This is a genomic window from Aquimarina algiphila (genome assembly GCF_007489275.1).
Classification (GTDB): domain Bacteria; phylum Bacteroidota; class Bacteroidia; order Flavobacteriales; family Flavobacteriaceae; genus Aquimarina; species Aquimarina algiphila.
Window position 1 is genome coordinate 26,826 of the sequence record NZ_VLNR01000033.1, and the last position, 17,917, is coordinate 44,742.

The window sequence follows — 17,917 nt, forward strand, 5'->3', positions numbered from 1 at the left end:
TCTTAGTTATTTTTAAGTTGTTCTGCCTGTCCTGCCCAATCATCGCGTTGTGCTCTACCAGGAAAAGATCCAGTGATACTATCTAATAAATCGTACTCTGTCGTGGTCATTTTACTTACTTGATCGAAAGTGAATATTCCGATCTCATTAAGTTTCTTTTCCATTACAGGTCCAATGCCATTAACTTTTTTAAGATCATCAGCTTTTTGGGTTGAAGGATCAAATGTTCCTAAGTTACCTAATAAACTATTTATATCTTCCTGACTTGCCTCTTTTGTTTCAGCTTTTTTTTCAGGTTTTGTTTCTTCTTTAGTTACTTCTGCTTTACCCTTTGGGAGTTCATCTCTATGATCAATTCCTGCTTCTCTAAGTTTTTTATATTTCTCTCCAGAAGATTTTAAAATTGTTTTCACCTCTGCTTGTGCTATTACCGGGAATGTACGAGCATATAATAAAAACAATACAAAGAAGAATCCTATCGTTCCTATAAATATTCCAATATCCACAAATGTAGGAGAGAACATTGTCCAGGATGATGGCAAGTAATCTCTGTGAAGAGATGTCACAATAATTACGAAACGCTCAAACCACATTCCTATATTTACTACAATAGAGATAAAGAATGAGAACATAATACTTCTTCTCAATTTTGGGAACCACATAAACTGCGGTGAGAACACGTTACATGTCATCATTGCCCAATATGCCCACCAATAAGGTCCTGTTGCCCTATTAAGGAATGCATATTGTTCATACTCTACACCCGAGTACCAGGCAACAAACAGTTCGGTAATATAGGCGACTCCAACAATAGAACCTGTGATCATGATCACAATATTCATTAATTCTATATGTTGAATGGTAATATAATTTTCAAGGTTAGATACTTTTCTCATAATAATAAGAAGAGTATTTACCATAGCAAATCCTGAGAAAATCGCACCTGCAACGAAGTATGGTGGGAATATGGTTGTATGCCATCCAGGTATTACTGAAGTAGCAAAGTCAAACGATACAATTGTATGTACCGACAGTACAAGTGGAGTTGCCAAACCTGCTAATACAAGAGATACCTCTTCAAAACGTTGCCAATCTTTTGCTCTTCCACTCCATCCAAAAGAAAGTAAACTATATATCTTTTTATTAAATGGTGTAATAGCGCGGTCTCTGATCATCGCAAAATCTGGTAATAAACCTGTCCACCAGAATACTAATGATACCGAAAGGTACGTAGAGATCGCAAATACATCCCAAAGTAATGGTGAATTAAAGTTTACCCATAATGATCCAAACTGGTTAGGAATAGGTAATACCCAATATGCTAACCAAGGACGTCCCATGTGAATAATAGGGAATAGACCTGCTTGAATAACCGAGAAAATGGTCATCGCTTCTGCAGATCGGTTAATTGCCATTCTCCATTTCTGACGGAATAATAATAATACCGCAGAAATCAGGGTTCCGGCGTGACCTATACCTACCCACCAAACAAAATTGGTGATATCCCAGGCCCATCCTACTGTTTTATTTAATCCCCAGGTTCCTATACCTGTAGAAACTGTATATATAATACAACCTATCCCCCAAAGGAAAGCAATAAGCGCGATGGTGAACACAATCCACCAAGATTTATTTGCTTTACCTTCAACCGGTGCGGCTACATCCACAGTTACATCGTGATATGTTTTATCGCCGGTTACTAAAGGCTTTCTTATAGGTGCTTCGTAATGAGACATAATCCTTTATAATTGAATTGATTCTTTATTTAGTTAATTAGGCTTCTGTAGTATTTCTTACTTTGGTGTGATACATCACATTAGGCTTAGTCCCAACATGTTCAAGTAAGTGATACATACGATCATCCTCTTTAAGTTTAGCTACTTCACTATCCTTATCATTGACATCACCAAATACCATAGCACCTGATGAACAAGCCGCAGAACAAGCCGTTTGGAATTCTCCATCCTTAATTGCTCTTCCATCTCGTTTTGCATCCAGAATAGTTTTTTGAGTCATCTGGATACACATAGAACATTTTTCCATAACCCCTCTCGAACGTACAGTAACGTCAGGATTAAGAACCATTCTACCTAAATCATTGTTCATATGATAATCAAACTCGTCATTGTTATTATACAAGAACCAGTTAAATCTACGAACTTTATAAGGACAGTTGTTTGCACAATATCTTGTACCTACACAACGGTTATATGCCATATGATTTTGTCCTTGTCTACCATGTGATGTCGCTGCAACAGGACATACAGTCTCACAAGGAGCATGATTACAATGTTGACACATTACTGGTTGAAATACTACCTGAGGATTCTCTGATGGATTTTCCATCTCACCAAATTCAGATAATGAACTACCAAGACCAGCAATAGCATTCTTTTTATTATCATCCCCTTCAAAACTATCCTGAGAAGAATAATAACGATCAATACGCAACCAATGCATATCACGAGATCTACGCACCTCTGATTTACCAACCACAGGAACATTATTTTCTGCATGACAAGCGATCACACACGCTCCACATCCTGTACAAGCGTTTAAATCTATTGAAAGATTAAAGTGATGTCCTACAGAACGATCAAATTCATCCCAAAGATCAACTTCAGGAGAAGTAACCTCATATTCAATATGATTTTTACTCACTTCAGGAATAGCATTCCATTCGTGGTGATCTTTTGTATTAAATATCTCAAGAGTCGTCTCTTTTACAATATCTCCACGACCCATTAATGTATTATGCAATTGCACACATGCAAACTCATGTGTTCCTTCTGCTGCAGTAACAGAAACAGTCTGTACTGCATTAAGGTTTTGATATAGAGGATATGCATTAACACCAACATTCATATCTTCTTTAAGCCCTTTGGACTTACCATATCCTAATGCCAACCCTACAGAACCTTTGGCCTGCCCTGGTTGAATAATTACAGGAACAGTAACTTCTGCTCCACCAACAACTACTTTAGCATAACTACCATTTAAAGCTCCATTTGCAACATTCTCATTAGTTAATCCTAATTGATCCGCATCTGCTTTGGAAACTGTAAGGTAATTATCCCATGATGTTCTGGTAATAGGATCTGGCATCTCTTGTAACCAAGGATTGTTTGCCTGCTGACCATCTCCTAATGATGTCTTAGTATATAATGTAAGCTCTAGACCATCATTTGATTTCGTCACAGAAAGCCTTCTTGCTGCAGCACCTACATTAGGTCCAACAACTGTCGGAGCTGGAACTGCTTCTATATCTGCAATATCTCCTTCTGGAGCATCAAGAGCATCTACTAATTCTTGTTTTGGAAGTATTGGCTTTACTAATACTCCATCATGCAGTGCCTGATTCCAGGATGTACCTCCTAAAATACCAGTCCATGCATTTTTTATATAATCATGATACGTTGCTGTATTCCCTGTCCACTTTAATAAAGTTTCCTGGAACTGCCTAGTATCAAATAATGGTCGAATTGTAGGCTGCATTAAACTATAGCTTCCTTTTTTCAACTCTACATCTCCCCAAGACTCAAGATAATGCGGAGTAGTAGCAACATATTGACATAACTCTGCAGTTGCATCATTATGCATACTAAAAGCTACAGATACATCTACTTTTTCAAGACCACTTTTAAACTCGCTTGCATTAGGTAAAGAATACATTGGGTTAACACCAGCAATCAAAAGACCACCAACGCGCCCTGCATTCATATCTTTTACCAATTGAGCTACTGCTTTTGCATCACCTTTACGGATAGTACGTGGAGTACTTTCATTAAAAGCTTTACTCTTTATGGCTTTATTTATTTCTAAAACTACCAATTGTGCATCAACATCCTGAATACCCGTAACTACTAATGCGTTACTTCCTGCTTTTTGGATTTGTTTAGCAGCTTTAACTACTTCTGTATCTAATCCAGAATCCAAAGCTCCTTTTGAACCAGATCCTGTTACATATTTATACAATGCAGCCAGTACTTGTTTTTGTTGTGATGGAGTTGCCTGAACTCTTTTATCTGCATTAGCACCAGATAAAGACATATTAGCTTCGAATTGAATATGCCTTGACATTTTTCCATTCTTAGGAATACGTCCTTTTGCATAACCACTATCATATCCTCCTCCTTGCCAATCTCCTAAAAAGTCAGCACCAATACTTACAATGGTATTTACTTTAGCAAAATCATAATCGGCAAGTGCTCTTTCACCATACATCATCTGATAAGCATCCAAAGCCTCACTGTTTGATACAGCATCGTACACCACATGCTTAACATTTTGGTACTTTGCTCTAAAATCAGAAACTAACTTCGAAGTAGAAGGACTTGCAAATGTCTGAGTTAGTAAAACAATTTGTTTACTTCCTAATCCATTGAGTTTAGCTCCCACTTCTTTATCTAATGAATCCCAACTGATATCTTCAGCACCTTTTTTAGGCCCTTGAAGACGTGAGCTATCATATAATGATAAAACAGAGGCATGTACTCTTGCATTAGCATCACCATTTGACACTGCAAGGTTATTATTCTCTACTTTAATTGGTCTACCTTCTCTTGTTTTAATCAAAACACTAGCAAAATCATATCCATCTGCTATAGTGGTAGCGTAGTAATTTGCTACACCAGGAACAATTCTTTCTGGTTGAACCACGTAAGGGATTGATTTCTTAACAGGCCCTTCACACGCCGCCAATGTTGCAGCAGCAGTACTAAAACCTACATATTTAAGAAAATCACGACGAGAAGTCGAAGAATTTTCTAAAGATGATTTATCACCTAAAAACTCATCTGTAGGAATCTCCTGAACAAACTCGTTTTGTTGTAGCGTCTCAACAATAGAGCTATCTTCGTTTAGCTCTTCAACACTTTTCCAGTATTTCTTGTTTGATGACATATATAATTGATATTAGCTTCTTACTATTATTTTCCGATATCCGGAATCAAATGTTTATTATTAATAATGGCATTTACCGCATTCCAGACCGCCCATTTGAGCTGCCGTTAATTGCTCTACACCATACTTCTTAGAAAGTTCTTTATGAATTTTCTCGTAATATTTATTATCAGCAACCTTCACGTTAGTTTCTCTGTGACAGTTAATACACCACCCCATAGTAAGTGGAGCATGTTGATACATAATTTCCATTTCTTCTACAGGCCCATGGCATGTCTGACATTCTACTCCTGCAACACTTACGTGCTGAGAGTGATTAAAATATGCAAAATCCGGAAGATTGTGAATACGCACCCATTTTACCGGCTTCGTTTTACCAGTGTACGCTTGAGCGCTAGCATCCCAACCTACTGCATCATAAAGCTTTTGAATTTCACCATCATAAAATTCTTTAGAATGATCTGGTGTCGCAGTAGCATCCGCAACCTCACTTATAGATTTATGACAGTTCATACAAACATTAAGAGATGGTATCCCAGATGTTTTACTGACTCTTGCAGAAGAGTGACAGTATTTACATTCGATTTGATTATCTCCAGCATGAATTTTATGCGAGTAATGAATTGGTTGAATAGGAGCATATCCCTGATCAACTCCTACTTGCATAAAATACCCATACACAAAGTATCCGCTAGACAACAACAAGAAAATTGCTGTAACCAATACTAAAAATTGATTTTGAATAAATGCTTTCCAGATAGGAGTTCTTGCTTCTGACTCTGGCAATTCAACATTATTAGCTGCAGCAAAACTTCTAAGTGTTTTATTCACTAAGAACAATACAACCAATAACATTAGGAATACCAATGCCAATATTGCCAAAATAACATTCATTGAAACTCCTGAACCACTTCCTGAAGCAGTAGATGATTCATTGCCAGGCGCCGGAGTAGGAGGTTCTACTTTAGGCACCATCACGTAAGCCATGATGTTATCAATGTCTGTATTGGACAACTGCGGGAATGCATTCATCGCAGTTTTGTTATACTCTTCATAAATAGCAACAGCTTGAGGATCACCAGAAGCGACCATTGCTGCACTATTCTTTACCCAAGAGTATATCCATTCTCTTTCGTACTTATCAGCTACTCCAAAAAGAGCAGGACCTGTCATCTTTTTATAACGCTTATGGCAAGCAGCACAAAGAGATTTAAACAACTCTTCCCCTTTAGCTACATCTCCTCCAGACGAAGCTTCAGTAGCGGCAACATTATCAACGGCCGCTTCATCCTGTGCAAAAACAGGGTTAAAAAAAGTAAATAAAAAAACAGTTCCTAGGATTAGGATTTTAGAGGCTGAATTTCGGTGTTTCACCTGTCTCATATTATCAAGTAGAATTATCGTCTTAATTTTGGTATGGTTTTTTCTTTAATCTCTTTAAAAAAGACATAAAAACCAGCACTTTTAATTCGACGACAAAAGTACTATAATAAGTCGATTTTGGAAATGTTAGAGAAGCGTTAAGTATTAATTTATAATAATTCTAAATAATATTTTTAATCTGTTTTGAGTTATTAAACCATACCTTTGCTTCAAATTAATTTGTAATGAGAATGTTAAACACCACAAACTGTATTTTTATATTTGGTTTTTACCTTATCGCTACCAGCACTTTAACTGCTCAAGATAGCCCAAATCCTAGTTCTGAAAACTTAAATCAGAGCAATTTTGTACCTGTTAATATTTTACCACCACCAGAAGCAACCGTTACTATTAATCAAGATCCAAGAATAAAAAGATTACTTGATATAAAGTTAAAAATGGAAAAAGATGGTGATTTTAGCGACCGTTATAAGATTCAATTATACTACGGGAACCTAAATAAAGCTAATGAAATTGTAAAATCATCTAAAGAATCATTTGAAAAATGGGAATCTACTATTCAATGGGAGACTCCAAATTATAAAGTATGGCTAGGTAATTTTCGTACAAGACTCGAAGCCGACAGAGCCTTAAAAGAGGTGCATGAAAAGTTTCCAAATGCTTTTATATTCAAACCAGAGAAAAAATAAATACCACTACATACAATAACAAAACAAAAGCCCGATGTAAAAACATCGGGCTTTTGTTTTGTTCAATACTATATTTATACAACCTATAGTTTCTTCTTTACTGCTACTTCCTGGTAAGCTTCTACTATATCACCAACCTTAATATCATTGTAATTTTTAATCTGAAGACCACAATCATATCCTTTAGCAACTTCTTTTACATCATCTTTAAACCTTTTCAAGGAAGCAAATTCACCTGTATACACAACAACACTTTCTCGTATCAAACGTATTCCTGAGTTACGATAAATCTTACCTGTCAACACCATACATCCAGCAATAGTACCGACCTTAGAAATCTTAAAGGTTTCTCTAATCTCTGCTGTACCTGTAATTTCTTCTTTCATTACCGGTGACAACATTCCTTCCATTGCATCTTTAAGATCATTGATCGCATCATAGATAATAGAATATGTTCTGATATCGATTTCTTCCTTATCAGCAACCTGTCTTGCATTACCAGCAGGCCTAACATTAAATCCAATAATAATTGCATCAGAAGCTGACGCAAGTAACACATCACTTTCTGTAATTGCACCTACGGCTTTATGAATAATATTTACATGAATTTCTTCTGTCGATAATTTCTGGAACGAATCAGTAAGTGCCTCAACAGAACCGTCAACATCTCCTTTTAGAATAATATTAAGTTCTTTAAAGTCTCCTAATGCAATTCTTCGTCCAATTTCATCCAATGTTATGTGACGTTGCGTACGAACAGATTGTTCTCTATGCAACTGAGCTCGTTTTGAAGCAATATCTTTTGCCTCACGCTCATCTTCTAACACACTAAACTTATCCCCTGCCTGTGGAGCACCATCAAGTCCCAAAATAGATACTGGTGCTGATGGTCCGGCTTCTTTTACATTATTACCACGCTCATCCTGCATCGCCTTCACCTTTCCACTATTTTTTCCTGCAAGAACATAATCTCCTACACGCAATGTTCCGGTTTGTACTAATATTGTTGACACATAACCTCGTCCTTTATCCAAAAACGCTTCAACCACAGTTCCTGAGGCCAATCGATTTGGATTTGCTTTAAGTTCGAGTATCTCAGCTTCAAGAAGTACTTTTTCAAGCAGCTCTTTAACTCCTAATCCAGTTTTAGCAGAAATATCATGAGACTGTATTTTACCACCCCAATCTTCTACCAATAAATTCATAGAAGCTAATTTTTCTTTTATCTTTTCTGGATTTGCTTCTGGTCGATCTACCTTATTAATTGCAAATATTATTGGAACTCCGGCAGCTTGAGCATGACTAATTGCCTCTTTGGTCTGAGGCATCACGTCATCATCTGCAGCAATTACAATAATTGCTAAATCCGTCACTTGCGCACCACGAGCACGCATCGCTGTAAATGCTTCGTGACCTGGCGTATCCAAAAACGCGATCTTTTGCCCATTTTCTAACTGAACTCCATATGCTCCAATATGCTGTGTAATTCCACCGCTTTCTCCTGCTATTACATTTTCTTTTCGAATATAATCCAGCAACGATGTTTTTCCGTGATCAACATGTCCCATCACAGTTACTATAGGAGCTCTTGCTTTTAAATCTTCTGGTGCATCTACAATCTCTTCTATAGATTCTTCTATATCTGCTGTTACAAAATCAACTTCATAACCAAATTCATCTGCAACAATAGAAAGTGTTTCAGCATCCAGACGCTGATTCATTGTAACCATTATCCCAAGAGACATACAAGCAGATATAATATCTGTAGTAGGCACACTCATCATTGTCGCAACCTCTGCAGCTGTAACAAATTCTGTAACTTTAAGAACCTTACTTTCTTGTTCTTGTTGAGCCACATCATCTTCTGCTTTTTGACGGTGTTGATCTCTTTTATCTCTACGATATTTAGCCGCTTTAGATTTATTTGATTTCCCTTGCAATTTTTCAAGAGTCTCACGAACTTGTTTTTGTACTTCTTCTTCGCTTGGCTCTTCTTTTACAACAGCTGGTTTTCTTCCTTTTGCAGGTCCTCGGTTTCCACCGCCTCGATTTCCGCCTCCACGGTTTCCACCACCTTGACCACCTGGTCTTCCTCCACCTGATCCAGGAGAACCTCCTTCTTTACTTATTCTTCGACGACGTTTCTTTGCCGCATCTCCTGCATTAGAAGTCTTTTTATCAGATTTATCATCCTTCTTTTTAGCAGGTTTTTTAAATTGAGCTAAATCAATTTTTTGACCTGTAAAATTAGGACCATCTAACTTTTTATATTGTGTTTTAACCTTTACAGGTTCTGCCGGAACTTCTGGCTGAGCATCTTCTGCTTTAACTGGTTTATCAACAGACACCACTGGTTTAGCTTCTTCGGTTTTAGCCTCTGCAGACTTAGATTCTACAGGCTTGGTCTCTACAGGCTTTTCTTGCTTCACCTCTTTTGGTGCTTGTTTTGTGATTTTCAAACCTTTCTTTTGAGGTCTATTTGACACCATCTCTGGAGCAGCACTTTTAACCTCTTCCTTCACCTCTTCTTTCTTAGGAGCTTCAACTGCTTCAGTTTCGGGCTTTGCAGTATCTTTTTCTTTACCTCCTTCTAATTCGATCTTACCGACTTGTTTTGGTCCACTCAATTGAGCTTTGGCTTTTACCACTTCGCGAGCTTCGGCAAGTTTTCGTTTTTCTTCTTGCTCATGCTCTATCTGCACTCGCAATGCTTCTTTCTCCTTCTTCTTTTCTTCTCCAACCTCTTTTGAAGCTACCTTTTTACTCTTATCAGTTTGAAATTCATCAAACAAGAGCTTATAGATCTCTGAAGAAATCTTGGTAGTAGGACGCGCATCTATCTCGTGACCTTTTGAATTCAAAAAGTCAACAGCCCGATCTAGCGAGATATTGAATTCGCGTAATACTTTATTTAATCTCATTGTTCCTGCTTCAGCCATAAATGCCTTTTATTTAATGCTCAAATATAATTAATTGTGACTATTAATCTTCAAATTCAGATTTTAAAATTCTAATCACTTCACCTACTGTCTCTTCTTCAAGATCAGTACGCTTTACTAAATCACTAATATCTTGTTCTAAAATACTTTTTGCTGTGTCTAACCCTATCTTAGAAAATTCTTCTATAATCCATGCGTCTATCTCATCAGAAAACTCTGTTAACTCGACATCTTCTTCAACTCCTTCTCTAAACACATCTATTTCAAAACCAGTTAATTGACCAGCCAATCTAATATTATGTCCTCCACGACCAATTGCTTTAGAAACTTCTTCTGGCCTTAACATCACTTCTGCTCGATTAGTTTCTTCGTTAATCTTAATCGAAGTTACTTTTGCCGGACTTAAAGCTCGGGTAATAAACAATTGCAAGTTATTTGTATAATTAATAACATCAATATTTTCATTCCCTAATTCTCTAACAATACCATGGATACGAGAACCTTTCATTCCCACACATGCACCAACAGGATCAATTCTATCATCATAGGAGTCTACAGCAACTTTGGCTTTTTCTCCCGGAATTCTAACTACTTTTTTAACAGAAATTAAACCATCAAAAACCTCTGGTATTTCTGATTCGAATAACTTTTCTAAAAACAATGGAGATGTTCTAGACATAACAATCGCTGGCTTATTTCCTTTAAGTTCAACCGATTCTATAACTCCTCTTACATTTTCTCCTTTTCTGAAAAAATCAGATGGAATTTGCCTATCCTTAGGCAATATAATCTCATTACCTTCATCATCCAACATTATAATAGCTCTATGTCTAATATGATGAACCTCTGCTGTATATATTTCTCCTTCTAATTCTTTAAACTGTTTATAGATATTCGTATTATCATGCTCATGAATTTTAGAGATCAAATTCTGACGAAGTGCTAATATAGACCGTCTTCCTAAATCTATCAGTTTAACTTCTTCTGACACATCTTCTCCAACTTCAAAATCTGGTTCTATTTTTCTTGCTTCAGTTATTGAAATTTCCTGGTTACCATCTTCTACCTCTCCATCTGCAACCACAATACGGTTTCTCCAAATTTCTAAATCTCCTTTATCAGGATTTATAATGATATCGAAATTGTCATCACTACCAAATTTCTTCTTTAGAGCATTTCTAAATACATCTTCTAAGATCGACATCAGCGTCACACGATCTATAAACTTATCATCCTTGAATTCTGAAAATGATTCTATTAATGCGATATTTTCCATATCAGTATATTATAATTAAAATGTTATCATAACTTTAGCCTCTACTATATTTTCATAAGCTACATTAGCCTCTTTTGTCACTGTCACTTTACCTTTACCTACTGGCTTAGGCTCTCTTGCTTTCCATGTTAAGGTAATTTCATCATCTGTTGCCGAAATCAAATCCCCTTCTAACACCTCTTCATCTGTCTTTATCTTAATTTTCCTACCAAGATTTTTCTTATACTGACGAATGTGCTGCAAACCTTCAGAAACACCAGCTGACATTACTTGAAGAGAAAAATCCTCCTCTTCTCTGTCAAGATTGTGTTCAATTGCCCGGCTTACCGCAATACAATCTTCAACCTTCACTCCATCATCTCCATCAATAATAATTTCGATACTATTATCGGGATGAATTTTACTTTCGATAAGAAATAAAGACGGATTTTCTTTAAGCGCCCCTTCTAATAATTCCTGAACCTGATCCTTTAATGATATAAATAGATAAAAAGAGGGGACTTTCCGTCCCCTCATCCTGGTTTTTTAATTTCAACGGTGCAAAGATAGTAATAATATCTTAGATTCAAAATATCGCTGAGAATGAATTTATTCGTAAATTTAAGATACTTAATTTTGGATAGTTTCTTACCCAAAGTAATAGCTGACTACTTAAGTACTATTCAATAATTACAAATACGCTTAAAATTGTAAATTAAAGATTAGTTATTCATTTCAAAAAAGTGCTGTTATGATTAAAAATATACTTGTTCCAACTGACTTTTCTACACAAGCTGAAAGTGCATTAAAAGTGGCCGCGCAAATTGCTAAGAAAAATGGTGCCAAAATCTATTTGTTACATATTCTAGACCTCCCCATACATCTTTCTGATCTTATGTCCTCTGGAGCGTCAGCCGCAGCTCCCGAAGCCATCTTCTTCATGAAACAAACGCATAAAAAATTTGAAGAAGTTATGGAACAAGAATACTTAAAAGATATTGAAGTTATAGAAACGGTTAGTTTTGAAGATGTTCTTGGAGGCATTATTGATTCCTGTGAAAAAAATAATGTGGACATTATTATCATGGGGTCACATGGCTCTTCTGGTTTTGAAGAATTATTTATTGGATCCAATGCAGAAAAAGTAGTTCGTACCTCTAAGCAACCAGTACTAGTTATCAAAGAAGATTGTGATATTTTTGATGTTAATGATTTTGTATACGCAACCAATTTTGATGATGAAGACAAACCTTCTTTATTAGCTGCCCATGAATTCGCTAAAGCAATAGGTGCAAAACTTCACTTGGTATGGGTAAATACTGCAAACGGTTTTAAAACCACTTATGAAACCGAGGAGAAAATGAACGGTATGATCTCTAATTTACCAATAGACAACTATTCTTTAAATATTTACAATGATATTACGGTAGAAAAAGGAATCCTTAATTTTGCAGGTTCTGTAAATGCAGGAATGATCGGCATTAGCACTCATGGTAGAAAAGGGATATCTCATTTTATCAACGGTAGCCTGGGTGAAGATGTAGTGAACCATGCAAAAAGACCTGTATTAACTTTTAAAATATAAATTTGTTATAACACTAAGTTTTACTACTAAAAGAATAACCCTACTTCTTCAAGAAGATCAACAGAGTCACATAAAGTATTCTAAGTTTTAGAAATATCCTCTAGAACAACTATCTATGTCTTCAAATTTTTATCAACAAGCCCCTTAATATTATTTTCAATTTTTCTTTTTTTATGTTTTCCCAAAAAAGCTTATCGACTTTATTGAATTAAGACACAAAAAACAATTGAGCCATGTAATTTAACCATATCATCAAATATTTGAATGATTTGTTGTATTCAAATCTGAAATACGCATTCCTTAATTCTCTAAATTTACTCATCCCGAAACGTTATAACTAACCCCGCATAAACAATAGTAATAACATTAGATTAAAGACGATGGTTTTCTATAAACGAAAAAAATCGTGATTAGAATCAACATTCATCACAACAGATGAAATAATGCAAAATCAAATTTTGAAGTCAAAAAGCTGAAAACTCAATACATTATGAAAATTAGCTACACACAAACTTTCATGTTCATTTTGATGACACTGAATATGACAATATTTATAAATGCCCAGCACACAGAAAAATTTAAAGAAAACTGGGAATCAATAAACAAAGTAAATGCCACTCCTGATTGGTTCCAAGACGCTAAATTTGGTATCTACACACACTGGGGACCTGTATCAGAAGTATTTGCCGGAGCCGATCCGGACAAATACTACGGGGGTTGGCACGGAATGCTAATGTATCAAAATGGAAAGTTAACTAAGGGAAAGAAAACCAAACCCTCATCAAATTATATGCATCACAAAAAAAAGTATGGTGATCCAAAAAAATTCGGCTACAAACATATCATTGAACAATTTAAACCTACAGCATTTAACGCAAAAGAATGGGCTAATTTATTTGCTCTTTCTGGAGCTAGGTTTGCCGGACCAGTCGCTATGCATCATGACAATTTTGCTATGTGGGACAGTAAAGCTACTCGATGGAACTCTATGAATTATGGAGGGATCGATCCCTCTGCTGAGTTGAAAAAAGAAATCGAGGCAAGAGGTATGAAATTCATGGGATCTTTTCATCATGCTTTTACCTGGAAATTTTTTGCTCCCGCACATGCGTATGGCGGAATAAAATCTAAAGATTACGATCTATATACCGACCCTCACGAGTTAGATTCTGACATCCCTTCTGATCGTTTTTACACAGAGTGGTGGGCAAAATTGAAAGAATTTATAGATGTATATCAGCCTGATTTAATTTGGTTTGATTGGTGGTTAGAAAACATGACCGAAGAATCAAGACTTCAATTCTTAGCATATTATTACAATAAAGGATTAGAATGGAATAAAGAAGTAGCCATATGTTACAAAGAAAGCACCTTTACCGAAAAAACTGCAATTAAAGACTATGAAAGAGGCCGTCCAAATCAACCAAAAAAAGCAGCATGGTTAACCGACACTTCTCCCGGACAATGGTTCTATCGCCCAAATGCAAAATTTAAAACACCTAATGAACTCATAGACATCCTAGTTGACATTGTAGCAAAAAATGGAGCCATGCTATTAAACGTACCTCCAAATCCGGATGGCTCTATCCCTGAAGACATGGCTACTTTACTAAAAGACATGGGTGCCTGGCTGAAAGTAAATGGAGATGCAATATATGGAACTCGACCCTGGACGATTTTTGGAGAAGGTCCAACACGCTTACCTGAAGGAGGGCATAAAGTTGAAAAAATAAAAATTGCATATACAAATACAGATATTAGATTTACTAAAAAATCCGATAAAGAGATTTACGCTATTGTCTTGGATGCTCCAAAGGATGAAATAATTATTAAATCTTTGACCACGCAAATTGGTCTGTTAAATTCTAAAATTAAAAACATCCAATTATTAGGAAGTGATGAAAAAATAAAATGGGAAAGAAATGAAAGAGGATTGGTTATTACTGTGCCAAAAAAATTACCCACTCCTTACGCTCATTCATTTAAAATAACACTTGAAGGATATACTGAAAATGATATTGGCGGTGCGGTTGATGCTCATGTAGATTAATTTTAAACGATATGCTTGGCTTTAATATTTAAAAAGTGAAATATACTTTTTATTCCTTTAGATATATCGAAGGCAAATCAGAGTAGGAACGATTATCACTAAAAATGACAGAATATATAAGCCAACCATTTTTTGGATCTTTTATAAGCTGAATAGTATTTACACCTCTAATAGTACGCTCTTTACCCTCTCGTTTAATCGTAAATTCATAAGTACTAAAACGCATAGCCACTCCCCCATACACATGAGTGATTGCATTAATTTCCTTTTCCTGAAATGAAATAATGTTATTTTTCTCGAAAGCTTTTTTATTTGCCGCTCTAAATTCTTTCTCGGTAAACATTCTTACTTTTGAGGTATCTACAGCTCCAACCATAGCTTCAGCATGATGAATCGATGTTAATTTATCCAAATCCGGGGCTCCTCCTTTATCAAACGAAATTGATTTATACAAATCTGAAATCACCTCATCAATTTCTTTTCGATCAACATCCTGATTTTGAGCAAAAATTAATTTTGAAAGAAAAAGCATTATAATTAAGAGTGAAAAATGACTAATTTTCATAGGTTACGTTTTATTAGATTTACATTCTATTACCCTCCTTTAAACCAATACATTAAAATACATAAATAAATTACAAATTCTTAGATTTACACATATCATTTTAATTTCCTCTGATACTTGTTGGATTCTTTTTTAAAAATTTTCAGGATATCCCATCAGTTTCTCCTCTTTTTTCAAAAAAGAAACTTCTATATCACCTTAAGACAAAAAAGCCTACAAAATAAATCGCTAAAAAAACAACCCTTTAAACGATTATGTTTAAAGGGTTGTTGTACCTGTTTACTTAGGAGTACCTTGGACTACGACTCAAGATAAACTACTTTACTTTGCCTAAGTAATTTTTATTTCAAAAAAAAAGAAGGAATTAGATCAAAACTAATTCCTTCAATTTAAGTTGGTCTACTAGGGCTCGAACTTAGTCGATTCTATATTAATTTGCTTTTATGCGGCTTAAAATGGTTGTTTTTACTGGAGGTTACATCACATAGGTTCATATAAATCCATAAAAAACCACTATTTGTTGTACCAATGTTGTACCAAAATTTTGTATCTTTATAGAACAAATATACGACAAAATGGCCAGTATTCATGCGATCTTACGAACAAGACCAAACAAACAAGGATTATATCCTTTAGCAATTCGTGTGACCCAGGAACGGAAATCTACGATAATTCAGTTGGGTCAATTTATAGATAAAAAGCATTGGGATGATAAAAAACAAATCATTCGCAAATCACACCCCAATTCCGTTAGAATGAATAACCTCATTTCGTCTAAAATATCTGAGATCAATAATTCCATATTAGAAGCGATCCATACTTTCGGAGATTATTTTACCATCGATGATTTTAAATCCTTACGATTGAAAACATCCGCTAACAACTCCTTTTTCACATTCTCTGATAAGTATTTCAACGATCTGGAAGCTGCGAAAAAATTCTCACGACTTGATAGTGAAGTACCATTAGTGAAAAAAATTAAAGAGATGAGGGCAGGGCGCGATTTGCTATTTAATCAAATCACGGTTCCTTACATAAAACATCTGATTGTACAGTTGAAGAAAGAAGGCAAGATTGGTGAAAGAAGTATCGCCAATGTACTCATGTTTATTCGTAAAATATATAACCTCGCTATTACAGAAAACTTGGCCAACCGTGAATCCTATCCGTTTGGTGATAGTGATGGTAAAATCCGTATCAAAATACCAGAGTCGATCAAGATCGGACTGAATCGTGAGGAAGTCACTAAACTGGAAGAGGCAGATTTTGGTAAAAAGCAACACCTTAATCATGCAAGAAACATCTGGTTATTCAGTTTTTATCTAGCAGGAATGCGTGTTGCAGATGTAATTAAAGCCAAATGGAGGGATTTTAATGACGGACGTTACTATTACCGCATGAGTAAAAACCAACAAATTGTGTCCTTGAAAATATCAGAACAGCTAGATCATATCATTAGCCAATATCGACCCGATTCTGGTGAACACTCAATCTACATATTTCCAGAGCTGGAAGGGGTTGATCCGAAAAATGAAGAAGAAATCTTCAACCGCACAAAACGCGCAACGGATAAATTCAATAAGAATCTGAAAAAGATAGCCAAAGAGCTAAAGATTACTAAGAAAATGTCGATGCATATAGCGCGACATACATTTGGTAATATCGCTAGCGACAAGATAGCACCTCGTAAACTACAAAAGCTATATAGACACCAACATTTATCGACAACTACCAATTATCAAGGTAACTTCATTCACCAAGATGTCGATGATGCTTTAGATGCCGTTATCAATAGCTGATTTTTCTATTACCAGTCTATTTTAAAACCACCACCCATTCCACTTACTGCCCGATGCAAATCTAGCCGTTCGCCTTTGCGCTGTTGCAAGGCAAGCTGAAGAACACGCTTTACTATAACAGGTGAGGGACGGGCGCGTGTTGCCTTGCCTTTCCCTCCGCTGCGGCATTTGCTGGCATGTTCAGTAAGTATCCTGGTTGGATGTGATATGAACGATAAAATAATTGTTTCATTAAAATCTTTAGATTATGGCAGCAACAAAAGCGACTGCAAAACAGAATGGCACTGACATCAAAAAGAACGGTGTAACGCCTAAAACGACCACGACAGGGACTCAAAAACCTGCAACTACCGTGAAGAAAGAGGAAACACCAAAGGATGTGACCGAAAAACTAGCTAAGGAAGCGGTTGGAAAAACAACTCCGATTAGCATTGAGGATCGTATGACCGCTTTCGATCAATTGACGGGATTGGCTAATCAACGAACACGCCTGAAAAGCAAGTTGGAAGAACTCAACAAGTTTGTATTCAATAACGGGGCAAATTGTGAGTTTAGCGTCAAGGATGAAGAAGGGAAAACTTTCAAGACCACGAACAACAATCTGATTACGTTAGTAACAGGTATTTTAAAGGATACGTTGGAAGAACGTAAAACCGAGATCGAAGCACAGATTGTGAAATTTCAACTGTAATGTCTAACTGAATAGCATCAACCCTCTCACATCTTTGTGAGGGGGTTTGTTATTCTAAA

Annotated in this window: 12 protein-coding genes; 5 read left to right on the forward strand and 7 right to left on the reverse strand. The window is 36.0% G+C overall.

The window, feature by feature from the left end:
• Positions 1-2 precede the first annotated feature (2 nt).
• From nrfD to FOF46_RS15855, 3 genes are read right to left on the reverse strand one after another with little or no spacing between them, the layout of a single operon-like run.
• Complete coding sequence (gene nrfD, locus FOF46_RS15845) at positions 3-1,739, reverse strand: NrfD/PsrC family molybdoenzyme membrane anchor subunit (RefSeq protein WP_109435621.1); 1,737 nt, start codon at positions 1,737-1,739, stop codon at positions 3-5.
• A 34-nt stretch (positions 1,740-1,773) separates the two neighbouring features.
• Positions 1,774-4,902 carry a TAT-variant-translocated molybdopterin oxidoreductase gene (locus tag FOF46_RS15850; protein ID WP_143917125.1) on the reverse strand — a complete coding sequence of 1,043 codons (3,129 nt, stop codon included), beginning with the start codon at positions 4,900-4,902 and terminating at the stop codon, positions 1,774-1,776.
• 60 nt (positions 4,903-4,962) lie between these two features.
• On the reverse strand, positions 4,963-6,285 hold the full coding sequence (locus FOF46_RS15855) for a cytochrome c3 family protein (RefSeq protein ID WP_143917126.1): 1,323 nt from the start codon (positions 6,283-6,285) through the stop codon (positions 4,963-4,965).
• Positions 6,286-6,509: 224 nt separating this feature from the next.
• Between FOF46_RS15855 and FOF46_RS15860 the strand changes: the two genes are divergently transcribed.
• Positions 6,510-6,974 carry an SPOR domain-containing protein gene (locus FOF46_RS15860; protein WP_109435624.1) on the forward strand — a complete coding sequence of 155 codons (465 nt, stop codon included), beginning with the start codon at positions 6,510-6,512 and terminating at the stop codon, positions 6,972-6,974.
• An 83-nt stretch (positions 6,975-7,057) separates the two neighbouring features.
• Here FOF46_RS15860 and infB read toward each other — a convergent pair whose 3' ends face one another.
• From infB to rimP, 3 genes are read right to left on the reverse strand one after another with little or no spacing between them, the layout of a single operon-like run.
• Positions 7,058-9,913 (reverse strand): translation initiation factor IF-2, encoded by a 2,856-nt coding sequence (infB, locus tag FOF46_RS15865; RefSeq protein WP_143917127.1) that lies wholly within the window; start codon positions 9,911-9,913, stop codon positions 7,058-7,060.
• A gap of 43 nt (positions 9,914-9,956) precedes the next feature.
• Positions 9,957-11,189, reverse strand: coding sequence for a transcription termination factor NusA (gene nusA / locus FOF46_RS15870; RefSeq protein ID WP_109435626.1), 1,233 nt, complete (start codon positions 11,187-11,189; stop codon positions 9,957-9,959).
• 15 nt (positions 11,190-11,204) lie between these two features.
• Positions 11,205-11,705 carry a ribosome assembly cofactor RimP gene (gene rimP / locus FOF46_RS15875; RefSeq protein WP_143917128.1) on the reverse strand — a complete coding sequence of 167 codons (501 nt, stop codon included), beginning with the start codon at positions 11,703-11,705 and terminating at the stop codon, positions 11,205-11,207.
• Positions 11,706-11,919: 214 nt separating this feature from the next.
• Between rimP and FOF46_RS15880 the strand changes: the two genes are divergently transcribed.
• Entirely contained in the window at positions 11,920-12,753 is an 834-nt protein-coding gene (locus FOF46_RS15880; protein ID WP_333925538.1) for a universal stress protein, read from the forward strand.
• A gap of 541 nt (positions 12,754-13,294) precedes the next feature.
• Entirely contained in the window at positions 13,295-14,803 is a 1,509-nt protein-coding gene (locus FOF46_RS15885; protein WP_244299628.1) for an alpha-L-fucosidase, read from the forward strand.
• A gap of 49 nt (positions 14,804-14,852) precedes the next feature.
• Here FOF46_RS15885 and FOF46_RS15890 read toward each other — a convergent pair whose 3' ends face one another.
• Positions 14,853-15,368, reverse strand: coding sequence for a hypothetical protein (locus tag FOF46_RS15890; protein ID WP_143917130.1), 516 nt, complete (start codon positions 15,366-15,368; stop codon positions 14,853-14,855).
• A gap of 575 nt (positions 15,369-15,943) precedes the next feature.
• Between FOF46_RS15890 and FOF46_RS15895 the strand changes: the two genes are divergently transcribed.
• Complete coding sequence (locus FOF46_RS15895) at positions 15,944-17,167, forward strand: tyrosine-type recombinase/integrase (RefSeq protein ID WP_143917131.1); 1,224 nt, start codon at positions 15,944-15,946, stop codon at positions 17,165-17,167.
• Between the two features lie 247 nt (positions 17,168-17,414).
• Entirely contained in the window at positions 17,415-17,858 is a 444-nt protein-coding gene (locus FOF46_RS15900) for a hypothetical protein (protein WP_244299629.1), read from the forward strand.
• Positions 17,859-17,917: the final 59 nt, after the last annotated feature.